Genomic DNA, 26,915 nt, shown 5'->3' with positions numbered 1-26,915 from the left:
TGCAAAAATTTTTAGAATGTCGAAAAATTTAGTAATCGTCGAATCACCGGCAAAAGCAAAAACGATTCAGAAGTATTTGGGGAAGGATTTTGAAGTGAAATCCAGCTTTGGGCATATCCGTGATCTTCCTAAAAAAGGAATGGGAATCGATTTGTCAACCTTCAGCCCGGATTACGAAGTTTCTGCAGACAAAAAGAAACTGGTGACCGATCTGAAAGCTGCCGTGAAAAAAGCCGATATGGTTTGGCTCGCATCCGATGAGGACCGCGAAGGAGAAGCCATTGCATGGCATCTGGCCGACGAGCTGAAGCTGAAACCGGAAAACAGAAAAAGAATCGTTTTTCATGAGATTACTAAAAATGCCATTCTAAAAGCAATCGAAAATCCAAGAGATATTGACCAGAACCTCGTTAATGCTCAACAGGCACGAAGGGTATTAGACAGAATCGTAGGGTTTGAAATGTCTCCCGTACTCTGGAAAAAAGTAAAACCCGGATTATCTGCAGGAAGAGTGCAGTCCGTAGCCGTAAGGTTAATTGTGGAAAGAGAAAAAGAAATCCGTGAGTTTGTTCCGAAAGCAAGCTTCAAGCTGGACGGGATTTTCCTTAATGCAGCCGATCAGGAGATTGCGGCAAAACTGAAAAAGGATTTCGATAAAGAACAGGACGCCGAAAAATTCATAGAACTTGCAAGAACTACAGAATTTAAGGTTTTAAATGTGGAAACAAAGCCCGGAACAAGATCTGCTTCAGCGCCTTTTACTACTTCCACACTGCAGCAGGAAGCCTCTTCGCGATTAGGATATAATGTAACCACTACCATGCGTCTTGCACAGAGATTATACGAAGAAGGATTTATTACGTATATGAGAACCGATTCCGTAAACCTTTCCCAGGAAGCGATTGAAGGAGCAAAAAAACAGATTACTTCAGAATACGGCGCAGCATATTCTTCACCACGAAATTATACCACAAAATCATCATCAGCTCAGGAAGCTCACGAGGCGATCCGTCCTACGGATTTCGGGGTGAAAACGGTAAGTGATGTTCAGCTGAACAGATTATACCAGTTGATTTACAGAAGAACACTGGCTTCGCAGATGGCGAATGCTAAAATTGAGAAAACCGTTATTGAAATCGGGAATGCTAAATTACCACAGAACTTTGAAGCACAGGGTGAAGTGATTATTTTCGATGGTTTCTTAAAAGCATACGGCATCGTGAAAACTGAAGAAGATGATGAGGAAAACAACGAAAAATTGCTTCCGAAAGTAAATATCGGTGAAGTATTGGAGTATAAGAAAATTACCGCTACCGAAAAATTTACCAGGCCAAGCGCAAGATATACCGAAGCAGGACTGGTAAGAAAGCTGGAAGAACTGGGAATTGGACGTCCTTCCACGTATGCGCCAACCATCCAGACCATTCAGAATCGTGAATATGTGGACAAGCGGGAAATCGAGCCACAAATTCGTGAAGTGGTAAAAATATCTTTAGTAAAAGATAAAATAAAGAAAGAAGTCCTTGAAGAAAAATTCGGAGGGGATAAAAATAAATTTGTTCCTACCGACATCGGTGAGGTAGTAAATGACTTCCTGACCGACAATTTTAAAGAAATTCTCGACTACGGTTTTACGGCCAGGGTAGAAGAAAGTTTCGATGAAATTGCCAGTGGCGACCAGAAATGGAAGCAGATGATGACGGATTTCTACTCGAAATTCCATCCGAGAATCGAAGATGTGGAAGAAAATGCAGACCGTGCTACGGGCGACAGGCTTCTTGGCATTGATCCGAAGACCGGCAAAAATGTTCATGCCAGAATCGGAAGATTCGGGGCAATGATCCAGATCGGGGAAACGGAGGACGAAGAAAAACCAATCTTCGCATCATTAATGGCAGGGCAGAACATCGCCACCATTACCCTTGAAGAAGCTCTGGAATTATTTAAGCTTCCGTTTGATCTCAGCGAAGTAGACGGGCAGCCGGTTTCCGTAGGAGTCGGAAGATTCGGACCGTATGTGAAATGGGGCGAAACCTATATCAGCATTCCTAAAGGGGAAGATCCGCTTTCGGTAGACCAGAAGCGTGCGGAAGAAATTATCAATGAAAAGAAAATCGCAGACGCACCGATTGCAACATACAAAGGTGAGCCTGTAACGAAAGGTTCCGGAAGATTCGGGCCGTTTATCAAGTATAAAGATATTTTCGTGAATGTTCCGAAGCGGTATGATTTTGAAAATCTTTCCCAAAGTGATATCAACGAATTGATTGATGCTAAACTGGAAAAAGAAGCCAACCGGTACATCCAGCAATGGGAAAAAGAAAAGATTTCCATTGAAAACGGAAGATGGGGCCCTTTCATTAAATTCGGAAAAGGGATGTTCAAGATTCCGAAAAAAGCAGATGATACCAAATATGATGCTGAAGAGCTGAAGGAAATTTCTTTAGATGAGGTTAAAAAATGGATCACCGATCAGGATCCGAAAGCTTTTGCTGAGAAGAAAAAGCCGGCAGCGAAAAAGACAGCTGCTAAAAAGACAACGGCAACAGCAAAAAAGCCTGCAGCTAAAAAACCGGCAGCGAAGAAATAAAATAGTTTTATAAAATATGAAGCACAGATTTTTAGTCTGTGCTTTTTTATTATAATTCTTTTTTTAATATTTCTATAATTTTCGTAATTTGTATTTTTTCAAACTCTTCAAGACTATAGTAGTTATCAATTAATGATTTTTCAAGTTCAATTATTTGATCAGAACATGCACTTTTATAACTTTTTATATGAAATGACTTTTCTTCTTCTAATTTGTATTTTAATTTTTTTTCTAAATCTTTATCAGTAAAATTTTTACTATCTATTTCTGCTATTTGAGAATTTATATGTTCAATATTTTTAATAAATTTTTGATATCTATATTGAGTTAATTTAATTTGGCTTTGAATCCACTCATTCACCAAAAAACCGCTGAATCTTTCTTGAAATTCAGTTTTAATTAATTCATTATCTGTTAAACTTCTAAGCCGAATTTCATATTCATATGCTTCTAATTTTGAATAAAATAAATCATTTGAATTTACTTCTAGAATTTTTTCAATAATAACATAAGAAAGATACGATAGAATAACGATTTTGATGATATCAGATTTATATTCAACCTTTAAATCATAAATAAAAATCATTGAAACTATAGCAATAATAAGTGCCGTTAATATTGTAGCTATAAGAATTATATGTTTCAATTTAGGTGGATCAGAATTTATTTTTAAAGTATTTGAATTGTTATTTTTGATTAATAAAATAAAAGCAGACCAACCAGATAAATTAAGTAGAAATATTATAATACAATATGTTTTAAAAAGATAATGTGAATTATCTGCTGTGAATAAGATGTATAATATTAAAATAGTTCCTATAGAGAATGTCAGAATCATACTTATCAAAACGTAAGATTCCGTTTTATTTTTTTTAGAAACTTTATATGATTTAAAGTTTTTAAATTTGGAAATAATTGATAAATTGCAACTCCAACACAAACCAATGCATTAAAAGTATAACATATTAACTCAATTGATTTATTTAAGTTGGTACTTTCGAAAATTGAATTGGTTAGTAAAAATTCAACATGATTAAATAGCTTATATAAACATAAGCCTAAGGCAGATATTAAAACATAGCCAGTTAATCCAGACTCTCTTTTTCTTTGTATATTCCTATCGTTGATTTTTGAAATCAGATTTATCATTATAATGGTTATTTGTTTTTATTAAAAATATCTATTTTATTTTGAAAGTTAGATACTAATTCAAATATAATAATTGTGATAGATATTGTAACAAATCTTTTTATTAGCTTTTTATATATTTCTTAATCAGTTTTTAATTTAAGGTAATATTAACCACTTATTATAAAGTTTTTAAAACTTTGTCAAAGATTAAACTTTGACAAATTGCTTTATATACAAACATACCCTCATGCGCAGGATACTCTTTGAAAATCTTTCTCTTATTTTAGCTTACATCAAATTGAATAAATGAAAGAATCAGGAAACTTCACCCGCAAAGAATTTCTTCAGACCTCAGCGTTGGGAATGGCTGCCGTATTGTTGGGGTCATCTTTTACAGGCTTACTGTCCTCAGAAGAAAAGCCTTATTTCAGGTTGAAACCTATTGGAAGATCACTCGCTTTGGAAGGTTACTACATTTGGTGCAGTTCGCCAATCTGGGGGGAAGACGGAAAAGTTCATCTCTTCTATTCCCGATGGAAAAAGGAAAAGGGAATGGGCGGCTGGCTCAACGGATCTGAAATTTGCCTCGCCGAAGCCAATTCTCCATTTGATACATTCGAACATAAACAGGTAATTCTGGCCCCGCGAGGGGAAGGCTTTTGGGATGCAACGACCTGTCATAATCCTTTAATTAAGAGAGTGGGGAATCAATATTTGTTATTTTTCATGGGAAATTCTAATGGAAAAACCAATACCAAAAGAATTGGGCTTGCAACTTCAAACAGTATTGACGGACCGTGGACAAGGCCTGACCAGCCGCTGCTGCTTCCCGGAAATGAAGGTTCTTGGGACGATCACTGTACCACGAATCCCGCTTTTGTAAAAGGAAACGACGGAAAATACTGGCTCTTCTACAAATCCTGGAACACACATGAGTATGAAACCCAGAAAGGCCCGGTCAGGGGAAACAGGAAATACGGTCTGGCAAAGGCCGATTCTCCGCTCGGTCCCTACAGGAAAATTTCAGAAAATCCTGTGATTGATTTTTCATCATTGCCTAATAATGCTCAGCTTGAAGATGCTTTTGTCTGGAAACAAAATGGGAAATTTCACATGATCGCCAGAGACATGGGTTTTTTTAATCATGAATTTGGGCTGCACCTTACCACAAAAGATGGAGTCAGCTGGACAAAACCGGAGGTGGCCTACCTGAATATGCAGTATTATACTAAAGAAGCCAATCCTCCGGCGCACCTGAAAAGATTTGGCAGGCTGGAAAGACCGATGCTTTTGCTGGATAAAGACGGAGAAACGCCGCGGTTTTTGTTTGGAGCTACCCAAGGAGGAGATTTTGAGACTTCTACCACTTTTGTTTTTGAGATTTTAAAAAATAAGTAATTTTTACTTGGATAATTTAGACAAAGCTGAGCCATGAATTAAAGTGCATTTTCAACGGTTCCGTATAAGATATTGTTTTCTTTAAAGAATTCTTTTATCATATCGTATTTTTGGGAACATTCATCACCTAAATTTATTTTGTCAATGTTTGTTCGAAATTGGCTGCAGCCAAAACATAATTCTATAAAACTGAAAAGTTTTCCTTCTTTATCGATAAATAAGATTGCGTTTTGTGGGAAATAACATTTTGTTGCCTCATAAATTGTAGGTTTACTTTTGTATCCGTAATTATAAATAATATCAGCAATTTTAACGATTTCCGAAGTTTCTAAAATTTTAATTTCTTTAAACTGACTCAGCTCAGCAGAATCAATTTTCTGACCTGTAAATTTGTCCAGCTGTTTTTGAAGTTCTTCTCCTATTATCCCGGGGATATGGTTTTGGTAAGAAACAAGAATTACCTTTTCTGAAATACCGTAAGGAAATATTTTCAGTAGCTCTTCAGGATTTAGGATGTTGTTTTTTTTACAATTCAATTTGTCAATTTCTTTATCTGCTCTTCTGTTTTGAGAAAATATATGAATGGTAGAGAATAAAAAAATGAGAATAATCTTAATTCTAAATGTCATGTTGCTTGGAAAATTTGCATTCAAATATAAAAGATAAATTGGTATTAATAATCTAAATTCAGTTTTACTAGAAACTTAAACAACTGCTGTTGTTTTTATGCTTGGGGAATAATTTAATTTTAATATTTTTGATCTCAATATATATTGAAAAGGGATCATGAATTTTGAAGATTTTATTATTTCGCCAAGAAATTTCAAAACAGAAAGCTGGCAGATCGGCCACAGAATTACGAAGGATATCAAAGAAGACAGCATTGTCCTTCTTTTTGTTTCGGATTACAGGGGTGCCGGGGGAGAGGCAGAAGTACAGGATTTTACCGGGATCCGAAGAGAGTTTTACAAACTTTCACAGCTTGATTTTGAAATTCCTGTGGTAGATCTCGGTGATCTTGTTTCCGGAAAATCGGTTCAGGATTCCCATTATATCTTACAGGAAGTCCTTTCGGCATGTCATTATAAAAGGGCTATTCCAGTAATTATCGGAGGGTCCAATGATTTTTCGTTTTCCCTTTTTTCAGCGCTTAATTTTCATACAAAGAATATCAATTATACTCAGATAAGCAATATTATTTCCCTTCAGCAGGGAGAAATGATTAACGAATATACTTTCCTCAGCAAGATTTTCGGGGCAAAGAATTTTTCGATTAACAATTATCATCATCTCGGCTATCAGAAACATCTGAACGAAATTGATTCTGTGAGACTTATCAAAGAAGTGGAATTTGACATCATCCGCCTTGCCGAAATGATGAATTCTACAGAGAAAACAGAGCCGTTTTTCAGAAAAGCGGACCTGGTAACCGTAAATTGTGATGCCATTGAAAGCTTCAGTGAGCCTTTTTCCATGAATCCTCAGGTAAACGGCCTAAACAGAAGGGAGGTCTGCGCGTATATGAAAGAGATCGGGCTCAGTGAAAATTTGAAATCCGTGGGAATTTTTAATTATAATATTTACTCGGAAAATCAACTAAACCACCAGCTTCTTGCGCAAATGATCTGGTACCTCATCGAAGGGATCAATATTCAGAGATCTCATCCCAAAGAAAGACATTATGAAATATTTTATGTCCTGATTGATGACCGCCAGTATACTTTCAAACGGGATACGTTCAGCAATCTCTGGTATTTCGGGGATGATGAAAATATAGAAAACTGCGTTCCCTGCTCCCGTAAAGATTTTGATGAAGCTAAAAAAGGCTGGCTAAACACACGACTGACGAAAATTTAATATATGAAACATGTTCCCTCAAAAGTTTCTGTTATTGTTCCGGTTTACAATGTTGAAAAATATCTTTCCAAATGTCTTGATTCTTTAATTTCCCAGAGTTATCAGAATCTGGAAATTCTGGTAGTAAATGACGGAAGTACAGATTGTTCTGAAGATATTATCCGGAATTATGCACAAAGATATCCGGACAGGATAAAAGCTTTTCAAAAAGAAAACGGTGGCCTCAGCGATGCCCGGAACTTCGGAATCGACAGAGCAACCGGAGATTATATCGGCTTTGTAGATAGTGATGATTATGTAAGCCCTGTAATGTTTGAAGAGATGACCGTGCTTGCCGAAAAGCATTGCGCAGAAATGGTGATCTGCAATGTCCTGAAAGTAGATGAACACGGCAACATCCGGCAAAAACTGATTCAGGTTCCTGAGATGCCGGAGAAAATCGATCTTGAAAATAATTTTTCCGTTTTTTCCGATATCAGCTATTTTGCCTGCAATAAGCTGTTTAAAAAAAGTCTTTTTAATGAAAAAAGATTTAAAAAAAATGTTCATTTTGAAGATATTCAGCTTATTCCCCAGCTTTTACTGGATTGTACAACGGTAGCCCAGACCCAGAATTTCCATTACCATTATCTTGAAAGAACCGATTCCATCAGTAAAACCCACACCGAAAAAGGACTTGATATTTTAAGGGCAGTAGAGGAGGTGGAAGAGTATTTTAAAACAACAAAATATTCGGATAAAGTAGGCGAGCTTAAGAACTTTCAGATTTTTGAAGGGGTGTATTCGTTTATAGCATATCTTGCTTTTGTAAAAAATGATGAGGTTTTTTATAAAATGTGTGAAAAGCTTGAATTTTTTATGAATAAAAGGGATATAAAACTTAAAAATTTATTGCAATTTAATCGTTTTGGTAAGAATTATCTATTATCTTTGTCATTGAAAAAAAACATATTTTATCTTTTATTTTTTGCAGGGCAGAAAAAACTGATAAGAAAATTTATATAAAAACACAGATGTAAGTGCTGTTTCGGGGAAGCTTACACAACTTTTCCGGATATTCTCAACAGAGTAGAACAGTGCTTTTAAATGAAAAAAAATGAAAAATTTTGAATTATTTTTAGCTCAATCGGGTCTTCCCATATTTTACATTAAAATAGGACTTGGTTTTTTATTCTCTTTTTTAATCACATTTTTTTCAATTCCTACCATTATCAAGATTTCCAGAAAAAAGAATCTGATGGATGAGCCGGGAATTAGAAGTTCTCATTTGCGAAAAATTGCAAATCTGGGAGGGATTGCCATATTTTATTCCATCGGAATCTGTGCGCCTATTTTTGCCTATGAACTTTTTGATCTTTATAAATTTCTCTTTGCCTCATTGGTTATCCTGCTTTATGTAGGCGTAATGGACGATATTGTCATTATGAGGGCTTACAAGAAACTTGTTGCGCAGGTTATTGTTTCATCTCTTGTTGTGATTGGTTCGGATATCAGGATAAGAAATCTCTTCGGAATTTTCGGGATTTATGAAATCAATTATTTTGTAAGTGTGATCTTCAGTATCGTTACCTTTATTATTCTTATTAATGCCTTTAATCTTATTGATGGAATTGATGGTCTTGCAGGAGGGTATTCTTTGGTCTGCAGTGCGCTTTTCGGAATCAGCTATTACAGATTAGGTTCATACAATTATCCGCTGGTCGTTTTATCGGTTATCATTATCGGCTCTGTGCTGGCTTTTCTATACTATAATTTATCCAATTGCAGAACCGGTAAAATTTTTATGGGAGATACGGGATCAATGCTGCTGGGGTTTCTGCTGGCATTTACTTCAATCTCCTTTATTGATATTTTTATTGATAAAAAGCTTCCCGATGTTCCAAGGTACCATCTCCAGTCTGCTCCGGTAGTTGCGGTGGCTATCCTGATTCTGCCTATTATAGATACGCTGAATGTAATCATTATCAGATTAATCAACAAAAAGTCTCCTTTCGATGCGGATAAAAATCATATTCATCACAGGCTTTTAAAGCTTAATCTTACGCACAGAAAATCGTCCGGTTATATCATTTTGTACTATCTTTTTGTAGTTGGTTTAGCATACTGTCTGAGACATACCAATGTTAATCTTTTGCTGTTTATTATAATATTTTTAGGTTTTTTGGGCGCATATATCCCTCACTTCATTTATGCGCTGAGAAATATTAAAAACACTAGAAATTAGATCTGTTTCACAATAATTTCAAAAATATGATGAAGAATTACAAGTATTTATTTTTAATAATGCTGCCTTTCCTGATGGTCTCCTGCATTACGACAAGGGATGTCCGGTATATGCAGCCGAACGAAAGCCTGGTGATTAACGAGGAAGGGCTTATTCCCTACAATATTCCCATTTACAGAATTACCAGAAATGACATGTTAAATCTTAATATTGTTACAACTCCAAAAGGTGATGCTGCCCAGTTTTATTCCTCATTCAATACTTCCGGAGCCGTTGGAGTACAGGGATCATCAGCTTCAGGGGTGGGTTCAGGATTCAATCAGGGAAATTCGAGAGCCAGCGGAGGGAATTCTGTTTTTTATTTTAATGGATTAAAAGTAGATTCAAAAGGTGATATTAACGTCTTTGGTATCGGTTATATTAAAGCTGAAGGAAGAACTATTGAAGATGTAGCCGACGAAATTCAGGCAAAAGTTAATGAAAACTTTCAGGAAGGAAAATCTGAAGTAAGACTGAATACCGACGGGATTACCTACTATATACTGGGAGATATTGAAACAACAGGTCTTACCGGTGAAAAAGTAGCGCATAAAAATACACTTAATATTACAGAAGCATTGGCAATGAACGGTGGGCTCAATAGAAATGTCGATAAAAAAAATATCGTTATCCACCGAAAACTTCCGGAAGGAATTAAGATTGCAAGAATTGATCTTACCCGGGAAGATATTATGAACTCACCCTATTATTATGTTCAGAACGGAGACGAAATATACCTTAACACAAGAGCAAAAAGCCTGAATGGCCTCGGGAAAGATCCTATCCAGACCTTAACAACAGGAGTTTCGGTTTTCACAACGGCATTGTCCATCTATCTTCTTCTTAAAAATCTTTAATATTATGATCCCGGAAAAAGAGACAAAAATTGAGAAAGATGATTCTCAGGAAGGAAAATATGGTTCATTCGGATTGTTTGACCTTGCCCATTTTTTTAACAGGATTATTAAAAACTGGTATTGGTTTATACTGATGCTCTTTATAGGGTACTGTATGGCATGGGTATACAGTAAATATTATGCGCAAAATATCTATGCTTCCAATCTATCATTAAGTATATCAAATAACACATCCAGCTACTTTACTCCTAGCCAGTCTATAAATTTTATTTGGGGGCAGGGAGGGAATCAGGATGGTATTTATCTGAAAAAAATGCTGCTGTCGAGAACGCACAATGAATTTCTGGTAAAGGAATTGGAACTTTATGTAAACTATTCTACTAAAGGTGTTATCAAATCAACCTATCTGGACAAAGATGATGTGCCTATCCTGCTCGAGGTGGATAAAAAACATCTTCAGCAGATGGATTACCCTATAACATTGGTTCCCAAAAGTAATAATAAATTTGAGGTTGTTCTGCCGGAGGACGGACATTCCCGGAATTTGTACAGTTATGAAACGGAAGGATTTACTACAGTTGATCCATATGACAGACCTGATAACAGGACCATTGAAATCGGAGAATGGTTCACAGCTCCCAATCTGAGATTCAGGCTGGTGAAAAATCCCATCATACAGAAAATTGACCTGCAGAATATCATTGTTAAGCTAAGTACGGTAAATAATGCAGTACAGGATATTGTTTCTACCATCGGAGTTGATTTTGATAAGGAAATCGGGACCATTATGATTATTACAAAAAGAGGGTATAACCTTAATGGAACCGTAAATTTTCTTAATAAATCCGTAAGCGAGCTTCAGAAAAAAAGACAGGCCGATAAGCTGATTGTTGATAAAAATACCAACGCTTATTTACAGGAAAATCTTGATAATGTAAGAAAAAAACTGGATTCAAGCGCCTATGTCCTCAATTATATGAAGACAACTGAAAAGCTTTATGATATTAAAGACAGAGATGAAAAATCTCTTAATAAAATTAAGGAACTAGAGTCTAAAAAAGCAGATCTTGAAAGTAAAATAAGTTCATTGCGTCATATGAAAAATTCCCTTGCTTCCCAGAACCTGGAGAAAATGATCAATACAACTGCGGCAGGATTTCAGGATGGTGTTTTTTCTGCAACAGTTTCTGAGCTTAAAGATTTATACCTTAAAAGACGCGAAATGGCCCGCATTTATAAGCCGAATTCCGAGCCAATGATTGAAATCAATAAACTCATAAATGACGCCAGAGCTAATTCAAATGGGGTTTTGGGTAATTATTACTCAGATTATCTTGAAGAAATAGCTAAAATAAACCGAGAAGTAATGCAAGCCAATTCAGATCTTACCACTTATCCCGAAAAGGAAAGAAAATATCTGGATGCGGAAAGAGGGTATAACATGATTGAGGCAACCTACAACAGTCTCCTGAGCAGACAAAACGAAACCCAGTTAAAGATAGTGGGCAATCAGTCCGATATCAGTGTGATAGACCCTGCCAAAAATATAGGGCAGGCGCCGATAGCACCGAATATAAAAGTCGTTAAAGCAGGAATTATAGGCGGACTTCTGATACTTCCGATGTTGTTTATCCTAATAGGAGAATTGCTCGACAATAGAATCAGAAATATTAAAGAATTACTTAATGCCACAAGAATTCCCCTTCTCGGTGTTATCGGTAACAATACCAATGAAACAATGCTTACCGTTCTGGATCAGCCGAAATCTTCAGTTTCAGAGGCATTCAGAGGAATCAGAGCCAATATGAGATTTTTAGCAGGAAGCGATCGCGGAAGTAAAGTAATTCTGGTAACATCATCCATTGGTGGTGAGGGGAAAACGTATGTTTCCATCAACCTGGCTTCCGTATTAGGGCTGAGCGATAAAAAAACAATTCTTCTGGGAATGGACCTCAGAAAACCAAAAATCTTCGGGGATTTCAGAATTGATAACAAATATGGAATTTCAAATTATCTTACCGGGGAGGTGGAAATGAGCCAGATCATTAATAAAACAAAAATCCCCAATCTTGATGTGGCTACATCAGGCCCAATCCCTCCAAACCCTTCCGAATTGCTTATGGGTGAAAGCAATATCCGATTTATTCAGGACCTGAAAAGTCTTTATGACTTTATTATTATTGATTCACCGCCGGTGGGTCTCGTTGCAGACTCTTACGAACTGATGAAATATTCTGATACCAATATCTATGTAGTCCGTCACGAATACACCGAAAAATATATGCTCAAAATGATTACTGAAAAGTATCATAATGGAGAAACAGGAAATCTCGGGCTCGTTTACAATGACTACAATACGAAGCAGGGATATGGCTATGGTTACGGCTATGGTTATGGCTACGGTTATGGTTACGGCTATTTTGACGAAGATAAAAATTACAAAGAACCATTGTTAATAAGAATTAGAAATAAAGTACGGGAAATATTCAATAAAAAATAATACTTTTAAGCCCTCATTTAATGAGGGTTTATCATGAAGCAGAAATTTAGTATCTGATAAAAAAAGAATAATTTATCGACTTTATCGTTTACTTTATAACAAATTATGTTTTTTTGTTTATTTTTAACTAAACATTAAGATTATCATTAATATAAAAATGTTTTATATTTGCAAAAATTAAATTTTAAAATAACCATAAATCCATATTCTTTTATGAATAGAAAATTATTGTTTAGCTTCCTTGCCGCCCTAGGAACTGTGGTAAGTGTTAAAGCACAAAGAAACGAACTGGGAGTTCGTCTAGGTATGAGTAACCTAGTTGGGGATATAGGGAGAACGAATTATATTTTACAAAAGCCATTGGATTTAAGTAAAGCATCGGATTGGGGAGTTCCGTTTTATGGAGGGATTTTATATAGATTTAATTTTAATCCTCATCAAACGGTAAGATTAGATCTTGGATACAACCAGATTCAGTTTAATGATAAAGTTGCAAAAGAAGAGTACAGACAAAACAGAAACTCTTTCGGGAAAAACAATGTGTATGAGGCAAGTCTTGTTTTCGAATATAATTTCTTCCCGGTAAATAATGAACAGAAAGGTATGGTAAGCCCGTATATTTTCGGTGGGGTGGGAGCGTTAATGTTTGATGCGCCTAAAGCTACACTCATTAACGATTTCAGGAGAGATGCTGATGGTGTTGCGCAGGCTCCAATTAATGAGCTTGATTTTACCACTACAGCTCAGTACTCTACGGGAACAAAAACTACCATGCATATTCCTTTTGGAGTAGGTTTGAAATATAAATTTAATTATAACTGGGCCATTTTTGCTGAAGCAACATTCAGATATACTCTGACGGATCAGCTTGATTACAGCAAAATTCTCACTAAAGATGTAATCTCTACTTATAACGGAGATATCTTAAGCCCTGTTACAGGAGGTTCTCTTCTTCAGACAGATGCCTATTATGTGGTGTCTAAAGAGAGGGAAGCCGCTTTTACAGGAGGTAGAAATGTTGGAGATACAAAATCTAAAGACTGGATGAATACGGTAAGTTTAGGTTTGACTTATTCGTTCGGAAGACCTCCGTGTTATTGTGATTAATATGTCGTTGATAAAAGATAAAATAGATCCTGATAATTTACCAAAGCATGTTGCGGTTATCATGGATGGTAATGGAAGATGGGCAAAATCCCGTGGCGAAGAAAGAACATTTGGCCACAGAAATGCCATTAATGCAGTAAGAAATGCCATTAATGCATGTAATGAAATACATATTCCGTACTTAACGCTTTATACCTTTTCTTCGGAAAACTGGAACCGCCCTGCAGAAGAAGTAAATACATTGATGAATTTACTTGTAGAGACTTTATTGCTCGAAGCAGAGGAGATTTTCAGCAAAGGCTTAAGAATGCACGTGATTGGTAATTTAGAAAAGCTTCCCCCACTTGTAAAAGATCAGCTGAACCGTGTGGTGGAACTTACAAAAGAAAACACAAAAGGTAATTTGGTACTCGCTATAAGCTATGGCTCACAAAATGAAATACTGAATGCCGTAAAAAACATAAGTGAAGATGTAAAAGAAGGAAAGATACATGCGGCGGATATTGATGAAAAATTATTTGAAAGCTATCTCTACACCAAAGATTTTCCACCTGTTGATCTCTTGATAAGGACCAGTGGCGAAATCAGAATCAGTAATTTCCTCCTTTGGCAGATCGCCTATGCAGAACTGCAGTTTTTAGATGTTCTGTGGCCGGACTTTACCAAAGATATTTTCTTTCAGTGTATTGTTGATTATCAAAACAAAGAAAGAAGGTTCGGAAAGACCGGGGAACAAATAAAAATCCAGTAAAATTAAGAAAAGAAAGACTACGATAAAATGAAGTTTAGACTATTACCCATCATTATGTTTGTTGCTTCTGCACATTTCTATGGACAGGTAACGCCACAGGACAGCACACAGGTAAATACTTCTGTACAGGCAGGAAACCAGACAGGAACATACACATTGAAAGACATCGTTGTAGATGGGGTTAAAAAATATACACCGGCTCAGATCCTTAGATTTACAGGATTATCGAAAGGTGAGACGGTAGACATTCCGGGACAGAAAATCAGTAACGCGGTAAAAAAACTTTGGGATACACAATCCTTTTCCGAAGTTGAAGTATACGTTCAGAGCATTGAAGGGGAAACTATTATCCTTAAATTTTATCTTCAGGATCTTAAAGATCTGGGCGAGGTGAAGTTTACAGGAAAAGGTATCGGGAAATCCAAAAATGAAAAGATGGCTAAAGACAACAATCTGAAGCCGGGAACCAAAATTACCCAAAATTTGGTTTCAAGTCTTAAAACTAATATTCCTAAAGATTTTATCAAAAAAGGATACGCTGATGCAAAAATTACCATTCAGGACAAAGTAAATGCGGGAGATCCTAATCTTGTTGACTGGACAATCAATGTAGATAAAGGTAAAAGAATCAAAATCGATCATATCGAGTTTGAAGGAAATACAGCGGTTTCTGATAGAAAACTTAGAAAAAAAGCATTTAAAGAAACCAAACAGAAAAGATTCGGAATCGGAGGTATTCTGAAATCTTCAAAATTCATTGAAGAAAAATATCAGGAAGACAAGCAAAATCTCATCAGTTACTACAACTCATTGGGTTACAGAGATGCGAAAGTTCTTTCAGATTCTGTTTGGAGAAACAAAAGAAATAATTACGAGATCAATGTAAAGCTTAACGAAGGGAAACAGTATTATATCGGCGATATTACATTTACCGGAAATACCGTTTATTCTACGGATTATTTACAGAGACTCTTGGGATATAAAAAAGGTGATATTTACGATGCAGTAGGATTCAACAAAAAAGTTGGTGAAGACGGAGGTAAAGAAGATGATTCTGATATTAAGTCGGTCTACATGAACAACGGTTACCTTTTCTCAAATGTTATGCCTGTTGAAAAATCGGTAAACGGAGATAAGATCAATCTTGAAATTCGTATCAACGAAGGGGAAAAAGCTACTTGGAACAGAGTAACCTGGGAAGGAAATACAACGACCCATGATCATGTGATCTTAAGAGCTTTAAGAACCAAACCGGGAAATCTTTTTGCTAAAAGTGATATCAAAAGAACATATTTTGATCTTGCCGGAATGCAGTTTTTTGATCCGCAGCAGGTAGGCCAGGATATTCAGCCAAATCAACAGGATAACACCGTGGATATCAACTGGAAGCTCGTTGAAAAAGGTTCTTCCCAGGTTCAGCTTCAGGCAGGTTACGGTGGTAACAGCTTTATCGGTACTTTAGGGTTGACATTCAACAACTTCTCTTTGAAGAACTTCCTCAAGTTTAAAGATTTTAAACCTGTACCACAGGGTGACGGACAAACATTGTCACTTCAGGCACAGGCAGGGCAATATTTCCAGAATTACAGTATCGGGTTTACAGAACCTTGGTTATTCGGAACAAGGCCAACTGCATTATCTGTGAGTCTCAATAACTCAAGAGTTAAGTACTCGGATGTTTACGGATCATCTCAGAAGCTGAATATTTTCTCCGCTTCAGTTGGATTAAACCGATTGTTGAAGTGGCCGGATGATTATTTCTCATTATACACAGGAATTCAGTTTCAGAAATACGATTTTAAGAACTATCCTTTCGATTTCGGAGGAACTACAGAGTATTATGGTACGGCGAACAACTTTAGTATCAATCTCGGGCTAAGTAGAAACTCTGCCGGTATTGACCCCATTTTCCCTACGGTAGGGTCTAATTTAGACCTCTCGGTGAAATTTACACCGCCGTATTCATTGTTCAGTAACAAAGACTATTCTACACTTAGTCCTACAGAGAAATATAAATGGATGGAGTTCTATAAAGTGAAGTTTAAAGCAGATGTATATAACGAAATTGCCGGGAAACTGGTCTTAAGATCTTCTGCTGAAATGGGCTTCATGGACGGTTATAACAAAGAACTTGGTGCACCGCCGTTTGAAAGATTCTATGTAGGGGGTACAGGACTTTTCGGAGGCCGTTTTGATGGTAGAGAATTAATACCGTTAAGAGGATATGAAAATGCTTCTACCTACGGAGGAACTTCTGAAGATATTACCCCTACAGGTGGAGGTACTATTTATAACAGATTTACGTTAGAATTAAGATATCCGATTTCATTGAACCAGACTGCAAAAATTTATGCACTCACGTTCGCAGAAGGAGGTAACGTTTGGAATTCATGGGGAAGCTATAATCCATTCCAGTTGAAAAGATCAGTTGGGGTAGGGGTAAGAGTTTATATGGGAGCATTCGGCTTGATTGGGTTCGACTTCGCTTATGGATTCGATAAAACAGTTTCAGGAACAGATCCTTCCGGATGGAAGACTCACTTCCTGATGAACCAATCTTTATAATTCATCATATGAAAAATTTTAGAATTGTTTTCTCATTCTTCTTATTTTTGCTTTTCAGTTTAAGCAATGCGCAGAAAGTGGGTGTTGTTGATACAGAGTATATTCTGAATAAAATGCCTCAGTATAAGGAAGCGGAAGCAAGACTTAACGCCCAGATTGATACATGGCAGTCCGAACTTCAGAACCTGCAGTCGGAATACGAACGTAAAAGATCTGCTTTTGAAAGTGAGAAAGTACTTTTAATTGGAGATCAGCTGAAGTTGAGAGAAAAAGAAGTAATGGATTTGGAAAAAAATATCAAAACCACTACAAGTTTACGCTTTGGAGCTACGGGAGAGATTAAAAAGCTAAGGACTAATCTTGTTCAGCCGTTTCAGGATCAGATCTGGGGCGCAATCAAGACAATGGCCGAGAAAAACGGAATAGGAATAGTGATTGATAAAACAAGTAATAATGTACTGTTCCTGCAAAAAAGATTCGATTACTCAGATAAAGTACTTGATATTTTATTAAAAGATACCGATAAAAAAGAAAAAACTAAAACCCGAAAATAAAAGTTTAACTTTTATTAAATTTACAGATCTAAAAACAAATTAAATTATTTATTTACCAATTATGAAAAAATTAAGTGTATTATTTGCAGCGGTAATGATGGTTGTATCGGTAGGTATGGCAAAAGCTCAAAAAATTGCAACTTTAGACGTTATAGGTATTCTTAATGCAATGCCTGAAAAGAAAAAAGCAGATACTGATCTTAAAGCCTTCTTAGATACAAAACAAGCTGAAATCAAGAAAAAGGCGGATGCAGGACAGGCTAAGTTAAAGCAATATTCTGAGGAAGCTCCTAAGAAAACAGCTGAAGAAAACAAAGCAAGAGAGGCTGAATTGGCAAAAATGCAACAAGAAATTCAGGATATGAACGATAAAGCTCAAAAAGATTTTGTTGCAAAACAGGATGCTGCTTATGAACCAATCGAGAAAAAACTGAATGATGCCGTTTCCAAAGTTGCTAAAGCAAACGGATACGATTATATCATGGATGCAAACTCTTCTGCCTTCGTATTCAAAGGAGGTCCGGACGCTACGGCTGCCGTAAAGAAAGAATTAGGCGTTCAATAATTTATCAGATATTCAAAAACATTTATAAAAAACCATCTCTCATCGGGGTGGTTTTTCTATTTTTGCAGCATGGAAAAAGAAGTATCAACCACGGTAAAGGTGAGGTTTAGTGATTGTGATCCGATTGGTCATTTAAATAACGTTAAATATCTGGACTATATGTTCAATGCCAGGGAAGATCATGTGGAAACATTCTATGGTTTTACCTATGAAGAATATACCAAGCTTACAGGCTGTACCTGGATTGCCATTCAGAACGAAATTGCTTACATTAAAGAAGTACGGTACAATACTTCAGTGATCATCAGCAGCAAAACCATAGAAGTTCAGGACAGAACGGCAAAGGTTGAAATTCTTATGAAAAGCCTGGACGAGAAAACCATTCATGCAGTATTATGGGTTACCGTAATTTATTTTAATGTTAAAACAAGAAAATCTGAAGTACATCCAGAAGAGATTAAGGAAACGTTCAATAAATTTTATGTAGATTTAGAGCAGAAAGAGTTTCAGTCAAGAGTTAAATTTTTAAGATCACAGAACGCAAAAAATTCATAATGAAAAAAATATTGGTAGTAGGAGGAAACGGACAGTTAGGAAATTGTATCAGAAAAATCGCTCCTGATTTTGAGCTGGATTATGAGTTCGTTTTTACAGATTCTCAGATATTGGATATCACAGACGAAGATCAGGTGAATTCTTTTTTTTACGATAACAAACCGGAGTTCTGTATCAATGCATCAGCTTTTACAGCGGTAGACCTTGCTGAAAAGGAAAAGGAAAAAGCTTTTGCCGTAAATGCACAAGGTGTTGCTTATCTTGCACACGCCTGCAAAGAATACAATACTGTACTTATTCATGTATCTACAGATTATGTTTTTGACGGAGAAACAAATCTTTGTTATTCAGAAGACGACTTTACCAATCCTATAGGCGTTTACGGAGAATCAAAGTTAAAAGGAGAAGAACTGGCTTTAGAAGCAAACCCTAAAACAATAATTCTTAGAACATCATGGCTCTATTCAGAATTCAATAAGAATTTCGTAAAAACCATGCTTCACCTCTTTTCGCAAAAAGAAGAATTAGGAATTGTGGCAGATCAGTTCGGGCAGCCGACTAATGCCAACGATCTTGCTGAAGCTATTATGAATATTATTGAAACACCCCAAAAAAGTTATGGGATTTTTCATTTTTCAAACTATCCGGAGACAACCTGGTTTGAATTTGCACAGAAAATAGCTGAGCTTTCAAAATCATCAGTCAAGCTCAATGCATTAAGCACAGAACAATATCCTACTCCGGCTAAAAGACCGAAAAGAAGTACCATGTGTCTCGATAAAATAGAAGAAGTTTATAAAATTGAACCCAAACATTGGGAGAATAGTCTCGAAGAGTGTCTGGATATTCTGCATAATAATCTATAAAGAATGAAAAAAATACTGTTTGCCACCTTTGTTCTTGCAGCTCAGTTGTTCTTTGCGCAAAATGTGTTTTTAACAAAAGTTGAAAAAACGCACGATAACACGGATAGGTTTTTATATAAAATTGATGAAGAAAAAAAAGATGCGGAATATCTCGGAGAAATCGAAGTTCAGGGGTTTTCGAAAAATGATGCCGAAATTTTTTCATTGATTTATAAAAAAGCAAAAGAAATCGGAGCCAATACTTTCGCTTTAAAACCTTTTGAAAATGTTGACGGCTCATGGCAAAGTGTCAATCCTGCCAATTACAGATTGGCTTTATATTATCTTCCGAAAGATAAATTACTGAATCAGACAGGACTTTTATATATATTTGCCTCTTCGGAAAGAGATCAGAAGATTGCTGTAAATAAAGTTGATTATAACATTCATCCAAGATCATATATGATATTCCAGACCACGCTGGGGGAAGTTTATACCATCTCAACAAAAAAACTTCTGGGCTCAGCCGTAAAATTCCAGCCTAAAGAAAATACTATCAATCAGTTTTTTCAGATTTCAGCAACAAAAATAAAATCAGATGAAACAGGAGTCGGAGGCCTCAATTTAAAAAGTGGTGATATTATAGGACTCGAAAAATCTTATGCCGAATTTCTTAGTCTTATTTATAATAAACAAAAAGCAGAGTGAAAACTTTGCTTTTTTTATTTTCAATAATCTTCTTGAATTAAAAACTGTTTCCTACGTTTCAGACGGGCTTGCCGAATTTAGATAAATACCTCATTCATTCACAAGCTTGCTTAAAAACATACACACACGCTCTCACACAAACACAATCCCACACTTTCACACGCTCCAACCTACCTCTTATTTCAGGAGCTTAATCCGGCTCTCGCTACTCGCTTTTCCTGTTGTATTGGTAGCGGCGGCAAAGCCGCCGCTACCAATACAACAGGAAAGAGCTCAGACATGCCGCTCGATCCGGGCTAGGGTGGGATGGAAGTAAGAAGTAAGAAGTAAGAAGTAAGAAGTGAGAAGAAAGAAGTAGAGGATTCTGAGTTTAATTTCAAAGCTTCATGATTCAGCTCTCTATAACGACCACCTTACAGGACATCCTGTTATCCCTTGCCCATTACCCACAACTCATAATTCATAACTCATAACCACAACTTCCTTCTCACCTGAAAATTATTCATGCATACAACCAGAGAGTTAAGGGCAAAAATTGCGTAAACTTAAATTTTATGTTAAATAGATTTGGAATATAGGATAAAGTGTTGTTATCTTTGCCCCACTGAAAACGGAAGGAAGTAGGTAGCGCAGGAGATGCCTTTCGGGGTTTAAAAAATAGAAGCTCTGAAAAGGGGATACGAAAAAAAAGTTTTACAAAATTTAATTAAAAAAAATCTTGTAGGAATAAAAAAGATTTGTATCTTTGCAGTCCGGTAAAACGGGGAGCAGGAGTTGAGTTGAGGGATTGTTTAAGAGGGCTTAAGGTTACTAAAAAAACTTTAAAATTTTCTTCAAAAACATTTGGTCAATTCAGAAATATTTTTTACTTTTGCACTCGCAAATACGAAACGAAAACTGACAAAAGAAGTAGTTTTGTAGGAAGTGAAAGAAATGAAGATCATTGACATACAATATAACAACCAAGTAAGGAAAAACTAAAGCGTTAAAAAACTTTGAGTGAGTCAAGACAAACATACAATGGAGAGTTTGATCCTGGCTCAGGATGAACGCTAGCGGGAGGCCTAACACATGCAAGCTGAGCGGTAGAGTATCTTCGGAGACTTGAGAGCGGCGTACGGGTGCGGAACACGTGTGCAACCTGCCTTTATCAGGGGGATAGCCTTTCGAAAGGAAGATTAATACCCCATAATATATAGAGTGGCATCACTTTATATTGAAAACTGAGGTGGATAAAGATGGGCACGCGCAAGATTAGATAGTTGGTGAGGTAACGGCTCACCAAGTCGATGATCTTTAGGGGGCCTGAGAGGGTGATCCCCCACACTGGTACTGAGACACGGACCAGACTCCTACGGGAGGCAGCAGTGAGGAATATTGGACAATGGGTTAGCGCCTGATCCAGCCATCCCGCGTGAAGGACGACGGCCCTATGGGTTGTAAACTTCTTTTGTACAGGGATAAACCTATTTACGTGTAAATAGCTGAAGGTACTGTACGAATAAGCACCGGCTAACTCCGTGCCAGCAGCCGCGGTAATACGGAGGGTGCAAGCGTTATCCGGATTTATTGGGTTTAAAGGGTCCGTAGGCGGATCTGTAAGTCAGTGGTGAAATCTCACAGCTTAACTGTGAAACTGCCATTGATACTGCAGGTCTTGAGTAAGGTAGAAGTGGCTGGAATAAGTAGTGTAGCGGTGAAATGCATAGATATTACTTAGAACACCAATTGCGAAGGCAGGTCACTATGTCTTAACTGACGCTGATGGACGAAAGCGTGGGGAGCGAACAGGATTAGATACCCTGGTAGTCCACGCTGTAAACGATGCTAACTCGTTTTTGGGTTTTCGGATTCAGAGACTAAGCGAAAGTGATAAGTTAGCCACCTGGGGAGTACGAACGCAAGTTTGAAACTCAAAGGAATTGACGGGGGCCCGCACAAGCGGTGGATTATGTGGTTTAATTCGATGATACGCGAGGAACCTTACCAAGGCTTAAATGGGAATTGATCGGTTTAGAAATAGACCTTCCTTCGGGCAATTTTCAAGGTGCTGCATGGTTGTCGTCAGCTCGTGCCGTGAGGTGTTAGGTTAAGTCCTGCAACGAGCGCAACCCCTGTTACTAGTTGCTACCATTAAGTTGAGGACTCTAGTAAGACTGCCTACGCAAGTAGAGAGGAAGGTGGGGATGACGTCAAATCATCACGGCCCTTACGCCTTGGGCCACACACGTAATACAATGGCCGGTACAGAGGGCAGCTACACAGCGATGTGATGCAAATCTCGAAAGCCGGTCTCAGTTCGGATTGGAGTCTGCAACTCGACTCTATGAAGCTGGAATCGCTAGTAATCGCGCATCAGCCATGGCGCGGTGAATACGTTCCCGGGCCTTGTACACACCGCCCGTCAAGCCATGGAAGTCTGGGGTACCTGAAGTCGGTGACCGTAAAAGGAGCTGCCTAGGGTAAAACAGGTAACTAGGGCTAAGTCGTAACAAGGTAGCCGTACCGGAAGGTGCGGCTGGAACATCTCATTTTAGAGCGTCTTAAAGACGATAAACAAAATTAGTACCGTAAGGTACATGTACTTACTTCAAAGTAAAGCTTTAGTTTTTTTATTGGTTGATTTATAAGGAAGGTAAAAAGTTAAAAGTAAAAAGATCCAAGTGTAAAATCAAGGAAGATAAAAATTACTCATTACCGATTACTTATTACTTATAAATATATTAAAAATAAAACCCACTAGAAATTAGTAACGGGAAAGAGATTGAGAAATGAATGAAGGTAATGCAGTATGAAAATATTACTTATTACTGATCACTTATTACTCATAACAGAGTCTCGTAGCTCAGCTGGTTAGAGCGCTACACTGATAATGTAGAGGTCGGCAGTTCGAGCCTGCCCGAGACTACTAATTAAAGTTTAAGGTTTAGAGTTTAGTTTTAGAGTTAAAACTCGGAACAAAAAACATAAAACCCGGAACACCTAGAGGGGGAATTAGCTCAGCTGGCTAGAGCGCCTGCCTTGCACGCAGGAGGTCAAGGGTTCGACTCCCTTATTCTCCACAGTTTTGGAAGATTGATTTAAAAGTTACGGATGGAGCCAAAAACAACATCTGTTCATCAGTCGGAAAAGAAGACATTAAGATCATTGACATTAACGGTAAAGACATCACAAAGAGAAAACCGAGCACTTATAAGTGCTTGAGTAACCTAAAAATAGGAAAGAAATCGTTAAGGGCGTATGGCGGATGCCTAGGCTTTCAGAGGCGAAGAAGGACGTGGTAAGCTGCGAAAAGCTCGGGGATTGGCACACACGAATTGATCCCGAGATGTCCGAATGGGGCAACCCAATACATTGAAGATGTATTACTCTAATTTATTAGAGAGCAAACCCGGAGAACTGAAACATCTAAGTACCCGGAGGAAAAGAAATCGAAGAGATTCCGTAAGTAGTGGCGAGCGAAAGCGGATTAGCCCAAAAGTCTTTATATATTTAGAAGAACGTACTGGAAAGTGCGGCCATAGACGGTGATAGCCCGGTATTCGAAAGGTATATTAAGATGATAAATGAGTAGGGCGGGACACGTGAAATCCTGTCTGAATATGGGGGGACCATCCTCCAAGGCTAAATACTCCTGAAAGACCGATAGTGAACAAGTACTGTGAAGGAAAGGTGAAAAGCACTTCGAATAGAAGGGTGAAATAGAACCTGAAACCGTACGCCTACAAGCGGTCGGAGCAGATTAATTCTGTGACGGCGTGCCTTTTGCATAATGAGCCTACGAGTTAATTTTACTAGCGAGGTTAAGGACTTAAGGTCCGGAGCCGGAGCGAAAGCGAGTCTGAATAGGGCGCATAGTTAGTAGGATTAGACGCGAAACCTTGTGATCTACCCATGGGCAGGTTGAAGCTTTGGTAACACAAAGTGGAGGACCGAACCGGTTGACGTTGAAAAGTCTTCGGATGACCTGTGGGTAGGGGTGAAAGGCCAATCAAACTGGGAGATAGCTCGTACTCTCCGAAATGCATTTAGGTGCAGCGTCGTATATAAGTTTATTAGAGGTAGAGCTACTGATTGGATGCGGGGGTTTCATCGCCTACCAATTCCTGACAAACTCCGAATGCTAATAAATGTTCTACGGCAGTGAGGGCATGGGTGCTAAGGTCCATGTCCGAGAGGGAAAGAACCCAGACCAACAGCTAAGGTCCCCAAATATATGTTAAGTTGAAGCAACGCGGTTGGACTGCATTGACAGCTAGGATGTTGGCTTGGAAGCAGCCATTCATTTAAAGAGTGCGTAACAGCTCACTAGTCGAGCGGTCCGGCATGGATAATAATCGGGCATAAACATATTACCGAAGCTATGGATTTATAATTTATTATATCTGGTAGGAGAGCATTCTGTTTGCGCCGAAGCAGTATCGTGAGGTATTGTGGAGCGGACAGAAAAGAAAATGTAGGCATAAGTAACGATAAAGGGGCGAGAAACCCCTCACCGAAAGACTAAGGTTTCCTCAGCCATGCTAATCAGCTGAGGGTTAGTCGGGACCTAACGCGAACCCGAAAGGGGTAGTGGATGGACAATGGGTTAATATTCCCATACTTGCTCACACTAAAAGGGGACGGTTCGATGTAGCTACTAAAGACGGACGGAAGTGTCAAGGCCTAGCCTTCGGGCGAAGCTGCTGTAGTGTAATCGGATCCAAGAAAAGCCGAAGTGAAGCAACCCGTACCAAAACCGACACAGGTGGTCGAGGAGAGAATCCTAAGGTGCTCGAGTGAGTCGTGGCTAAGGAACTAGGCAAAATAGTCTCGTAACTTCGGAAGAAGAGACGCCATCAGCAATGGTGGCCGCAGTGAAGAGGCCCAGGCGACTGTTTATCAAAAACACAGGACTCTGCTAAATCGAAAGATGCTGTATAGGGTCTGACACCTGCCCGGTGCTGGAAGGTTAAGGAAGGGCGTTAGCGTAAGCGAAGCGTTTGACTGAAGCCCCAGTAAACGGCGGCCGTAACTATAACGGTCCTAAGGTAGCGAAATTCCTTGTCGGGTAAGTTCCGACCTGCACGAATGGTGTAACGATCTGGGCACTGTCTCAGCCACGAGCTCGGTGAAATTGTAGTATCGGTGAAGATGCCGATTACCCGCAATGGGACGAAAAGACCCTGTGAACCTTTACTATAACTTCGTATTGACTTTGAGTAAGTAATGTGTAGGATAGGTGGGAGGCTTTGAAGCAGGCACGCTAGTGTTTGTGGAGCCAACGTTGAAATACCACCCTTTACTTACTTGGAGCCTAACTTCTTTAAAGAAGGACATTGCGTGGTGGGTAGTTTGACTGGGGTGGTCGCCTCCAAAAGAGTAACGGAGGCTTTCAAAGGTACCCTCAGCACGCTTGGTAACCGTGCGTAGAGTGTAATGGCATAAGGGTGCTTGACTGTGAGACCAACAAGTCGATCAGGTGCGAAAGCAGGACATAGTGATCCGGTGGTTCCGTATGGAAGGGCCATCGCTCATAGGATAAAAGGTACTCCGGGGATAACAGGCTAGTCTCCCCAAGAGCTCACATCGACGGGGAGGTTCGGCACCTCGATGTCGGCTCGTCACATCCTGGGGCTGGAGAAGGTCCCAAGGGTTGGGCTGTTCGCCCATTAAAGTGGCACGCGAGCTGGGTTCAGAACGTCGTGAGACAGTTCGGTCTCTATCTATTGCGGGCGTTAGATGTTTGAGAGGGCTTGATTCTAGTACGAGAGGACCGAATTGAACAAACCTCTGGTGTATCAGTTGTACCGCCAGGTGCACCGCTGAGTAGCTATGTTTGGAAGAGATAAACACTGAAAGCATATAAGTGTGAAACTCGCCTCAAGATGAGACATCTTTTAAGGGTCGTGGGAGATGACCACGTTGATAGGCTACAGGTGTAAAGTTGGTAACAGCATAGCCGAGTAGTACTAATTACCCGTAGATTTATAGCCTATTGGTTACAAACAACAAGCCTTATAAGTGCAATACTGGTTTTGCCTTTGTGATGAAATTTACCGATAAAAACGGTTCAAGGTTCAATGTTTAAGATTCAAGGTTAACAACTTTGAACATTAAACAAAAAAAAACCTTACACCTATATACAACCTTTAGGGTGGTTTTAGCGGTGGGGCTCACCTGTTCCCATTCCGAACACAGAAGTTAAGCCCACCAGCGCCGATGGTACTGCGAAAGCGGGAGAGTAGGTCGCCGCCAGTTTTTTTTCAAACCTCATACAGCAATGTGTGAGGTTTTTTTGTTTTTATATCTTAGGAGAGAGTGAGAAGTAAGATGTAAGAAGTGAGATGTGGATGTTCAGGGTTTAATGTTCAGCGTTCAGAATTTAAAGTTTAAAGTTTAGGACTTGTTAAGGTTTAAGTTAAGATTCAGGTATCAAGTTTAAGCCGTACTTAAAATACCAATCTTGAATTTTATCCATGCTTTTATTACTCATTACCAATTACTCATTACCAATTGCTTATTACTCATTACTCATTACTCATATAAAGATAGGCAACTGCCCTAGCCTCGATAGCAGCGGCTACCCCACAGCAGGGATGGAAGGAAGGGCTTTAAGCCCTGGAAAGCTCTGGAGCGAGGAGTAAGAGCGGAGAGCGAGAGATAGCTCCTGAAAAAGATATTTCTGTC

At 38.3% G+C, this 26,915-nt stretch carries 17 protein-coding genes, 2 tRNA genes and 3 rRNA genes; 20 read left to right on the top strand and 2 right to left on the bottom strand.

Annotated features, from left to right (window positions below):
* The first annotated feature begins 16 nt into the window (after positions 1–16).
* Positions 17–2,590, top strand: coding sequence for a type I DNA topoisomerase (gene topA, locus M0D58_RS09650; RefSeq protein WP_248388747.1), 2,574 nt, complete (start codon positions 17–19; stop codon positions 2,588–2,590).
* Positions 2,591–2,639: 49 nt separating this feature from the next.
* On the opposite strand, the gene M0D58_RS09645 is transcribed toward topA, so the two are convergent.
* Positions 2,640–3,428: a hypothetical protein gene (locus tag M0D58_RS09645; RefSeq protein WP_248388745.1), complete on the bottom strand. Its 789-nt coding sequence runs from the start codon at positions 3,426–3,428 to the stop codon at positions 2,640–2,642.
* Positions 3,429–4,027: 599 nt separating this feature from the next.
* Here M0D58_RS09645 and M0D58_RS09640 point away from each other — a divergent pair.
* A complete protein-coding gene (locus M0D58_RS09640) occupies positions 4,028–5,119 on the top strand; it encodes a glycoside hydrolase family protein (RefSeq protein WP_248388743.1) in 1,092 nt (363 codons plus the stop codon).
* Positions 5,120–5,157: 38 nt separating this feature from the next.
* Here the strand turns inward: M0D58_RS09640 and M0D58_RS09635 are convergent, their stop codons facing one another.
* Positions 5,158–5,748, bottom strand: a complete 591-nt coding sequence (locus tag M0D58_RS09635) for a hypothetical protein (protein WP_248388741.1) — start codon at positions 5,746–5,748, stop codon at positions 5,158–5,160.
* A 157-nt stretch (positions 5,749–5,905) separates the two neighbouring features.
* Here M0D58_RS09635 and M0D58_RS09630 point away from each other — a divergent pair, with 157 nt between their 5' ends.
* From M0D58_RS09630 to rrf, 18 genes are all read left to right on the top strand, one after another.
* The gene (locus tag M0D58_RS09630) at positions 5,906–6,976 is read left to right on the top strand and encodes a formimidoylglutamase (protein WP_248388739.1); all 1,071 of its coding nucleotides are present in this window, start codon (positions 5,906–5,908) and stop codon (positions 6,974–6,976) included.
* Positions 6,977–6,979: 3 nt separating this feature from the next.
* The gene (locus M0D58_RS09625) at positions 6,980–7,981 is read left to right on the top strand and encodes a glycosyltransferase family 2 protein (protein ID WP_248388737.1); all 1,002 of its coding nucleotides are present in this window, start codon (positions 6,980–6,982) and stop codon (positions 7,979–7,981) included.
* Positions 7,982–8,072: 91 nt separating this feature from the next.
* A complete protein-coding gene (locus M0D58_RS09620) occupies positions 8,073–9,200 on the top strand; it encodes a glycosyltransferase family 4 protein (RefSeq protein ID WP_248388735.1) in 1,128 nt (375 codons plus the stop codon).
* A 26-nt stretch (positions 9,201–9,226) separates the two neighbouring features.
* The gene (locus tag M0D58_RS09615) at positions 9,227–10,096 is read left to right on the top strand and encodes a polysaccharide biosynthesis/export family protein (protein ID WP_248388733.1); all 870 of its coding nucleotides are present in this window, start codon (positions 9,227–9,229) and stop codon (positions 10,094–10,096) included.
* A gap of 4 nt (positions 10,097–10,100) precedes the next feature.
* Positions 10,101–12,596 carry an exopolysaccharide transport family protein gene (locus M0D58_RS09610; RefSeq protein ID WP_248388731.1) on the top strand — a complete coding sequence of 832 codons (2,496 nt, stop codon included), beginning with the start codon at positions 10,101–10,103 and terminating at the stop codon, positions 12,594–12,596.
* Positions 12,597–12,809: 213 nt separating this feature from the next.
* Positions 12,810–13,703: a type IX secretion system protein PorG gene (porG, locus tag M0D58_RS09605; RefSeq protein WP_248388729.1), complete on the top strand. Its 894-nt coding sequence runs from the start codon at positions 12,810–12,812 to the stop codon at positions 13,701–13,703.
* A 1-nt stretch (position 13,704) separates the two neighbouring features.
* The gene (gene uppS, locus M0D58_RS09600; RefSeq protein ID WP_248388727.1) at positions 13,705–14,454 is read left to right on the top strand and encodes an undecaprenyl pyrophosphate synthase; all 750 of its coding nucleotides are present in this window, start codon (positions 13,705–13,707) and stop codon (positions 14,452–14,454) included.
* 27 nt (positions 14,455–14,481) lie between these two features.
* Positions 14,482–17,019, top strand: coding sequence for an outer membrane protein assembly factor BamA (gene bamA, locus M0D58_RS09595; RefSeq protein WP_248388725.1), 2,538 nt, complete (start codon positions 14,482–14,484; stop codon positions 17,017–17,019).
* A gap of 8 nt (positions 17,020–17,027) precedes the next feature.
* The gene (locus M0D58_RS09590) at positions 17,028–17,573 is read left to right on the top strand and encodes an OmpH/Skp family outer membrane protein (RefSeq protein ID WP_072884471.1); all 546 of its coding nucleotides are present in this window, start codon (positions 17,028–17,030) and stop codon (positions 17,571–17,573) included.
* A 61-nt stretch (positions 17,574–17,634) separates the two neighbouring features.
* Entirely contained in the window at positions 17,635–18,138 is a 504-nt protein-coding gene (locus M0D58_RS09585; RefSeq protein WP_072884267.1) for an OmpH/Skp family outer membrane protein, read from the top strand.
* A 69-nt stretch (positions 18,139–18,207) separates the two neighbouring features.
* Complete coding sequence (locus tag M0D58_RS09580; RefSeq protein ID WP_248388723.1) at positions 18,208–18,693, top strand: acyl-CoA thioesterase; 486 nt, start codon at positions 18,208–18,210, stop codon at positions 18,691–18,693.
* The gene (rfbD, locus tag M0D58_RS09575) at positions 18,693–19,559 is read left to right on the top strand and encodes a dTDP-4-dehydrorhamnose reductase (protein ID WP_248388721.1); all 867 of its coding nucleotides are present in this window, start codon (positions 18,693–18,695) and stop codon (positions 19,557–19,559) included. The genes M0D58_RS09580 and rfbD overlap by 1 nt, the downstream gene beginning before the upstream one ends.
* Positions 19,560–19,562: 3 nt before the next feature.
* Positions 19,563–20,246 (top strand): hypothetical protein, encoded by a 684-nt coding sequence (locus M0D58_RS09570; RefSeq protein ID WP_248388719.1) that lies wholly within the window; start codon positions 19,563–19,565, stop codon positions 20,244–20,246.
* A gap of 1,017 nt (positions 20,247–21,263) precedes the next feature.
* Positions 21,264–22,780: ribosomal RNA gene (locus M0D58_RS09565) — 16S ribosomal RNA — on the top strand.
* Between the two features lie 300 nt (positions 22,781–23,080).
* Positions 23,081–23,154, top strand: a tRNA-Ile gene (locus tag M0D58_RS09560).
* An 80-nt stretch (positions 23,155–23,234) separates the two neighbouring features.
* Positions 23,235–23,308 (top strand) — tRNA-Ala (locus M0D58_RS09555).
* 158 nt (positions 23,309–23,466) lie between these two features.
* Positions 23,467–26,221 (top strand): 23S ribosomal RNA (locus tag M0D58_RS09550).
* A gap of 157 nt (positions 26,222–26,378) precedes the next feature.
* Positions 26,379–26,486, top strand: a 5S ribosomal RNA gene (gene rrf / locus M0D58_RS09545).
* Together the 16S, 23S and 5S rRNA genes with 2 tRNA genes alongside form the textbook arrangement of a ribosomal RNA operon.
* Positions 26,487–26,915: the final 429 nt, after the last annotated feature.

Source organism: Chryseobacterium nepalense, from assembly GCF_023195755.1.
Taxonomy (GTDB): Bacteria; Bacteroidota; Bacteroidia; order Flavobacteriales; family Weeksellaceae; genus Chryseobacterium; species Chryseobacterium nepalense.
The sequence above is the reverse complement of the archived record's forward strand: the minus strand, read 5'-3'. Positions and strand labels throughout refer to the sequence as shown.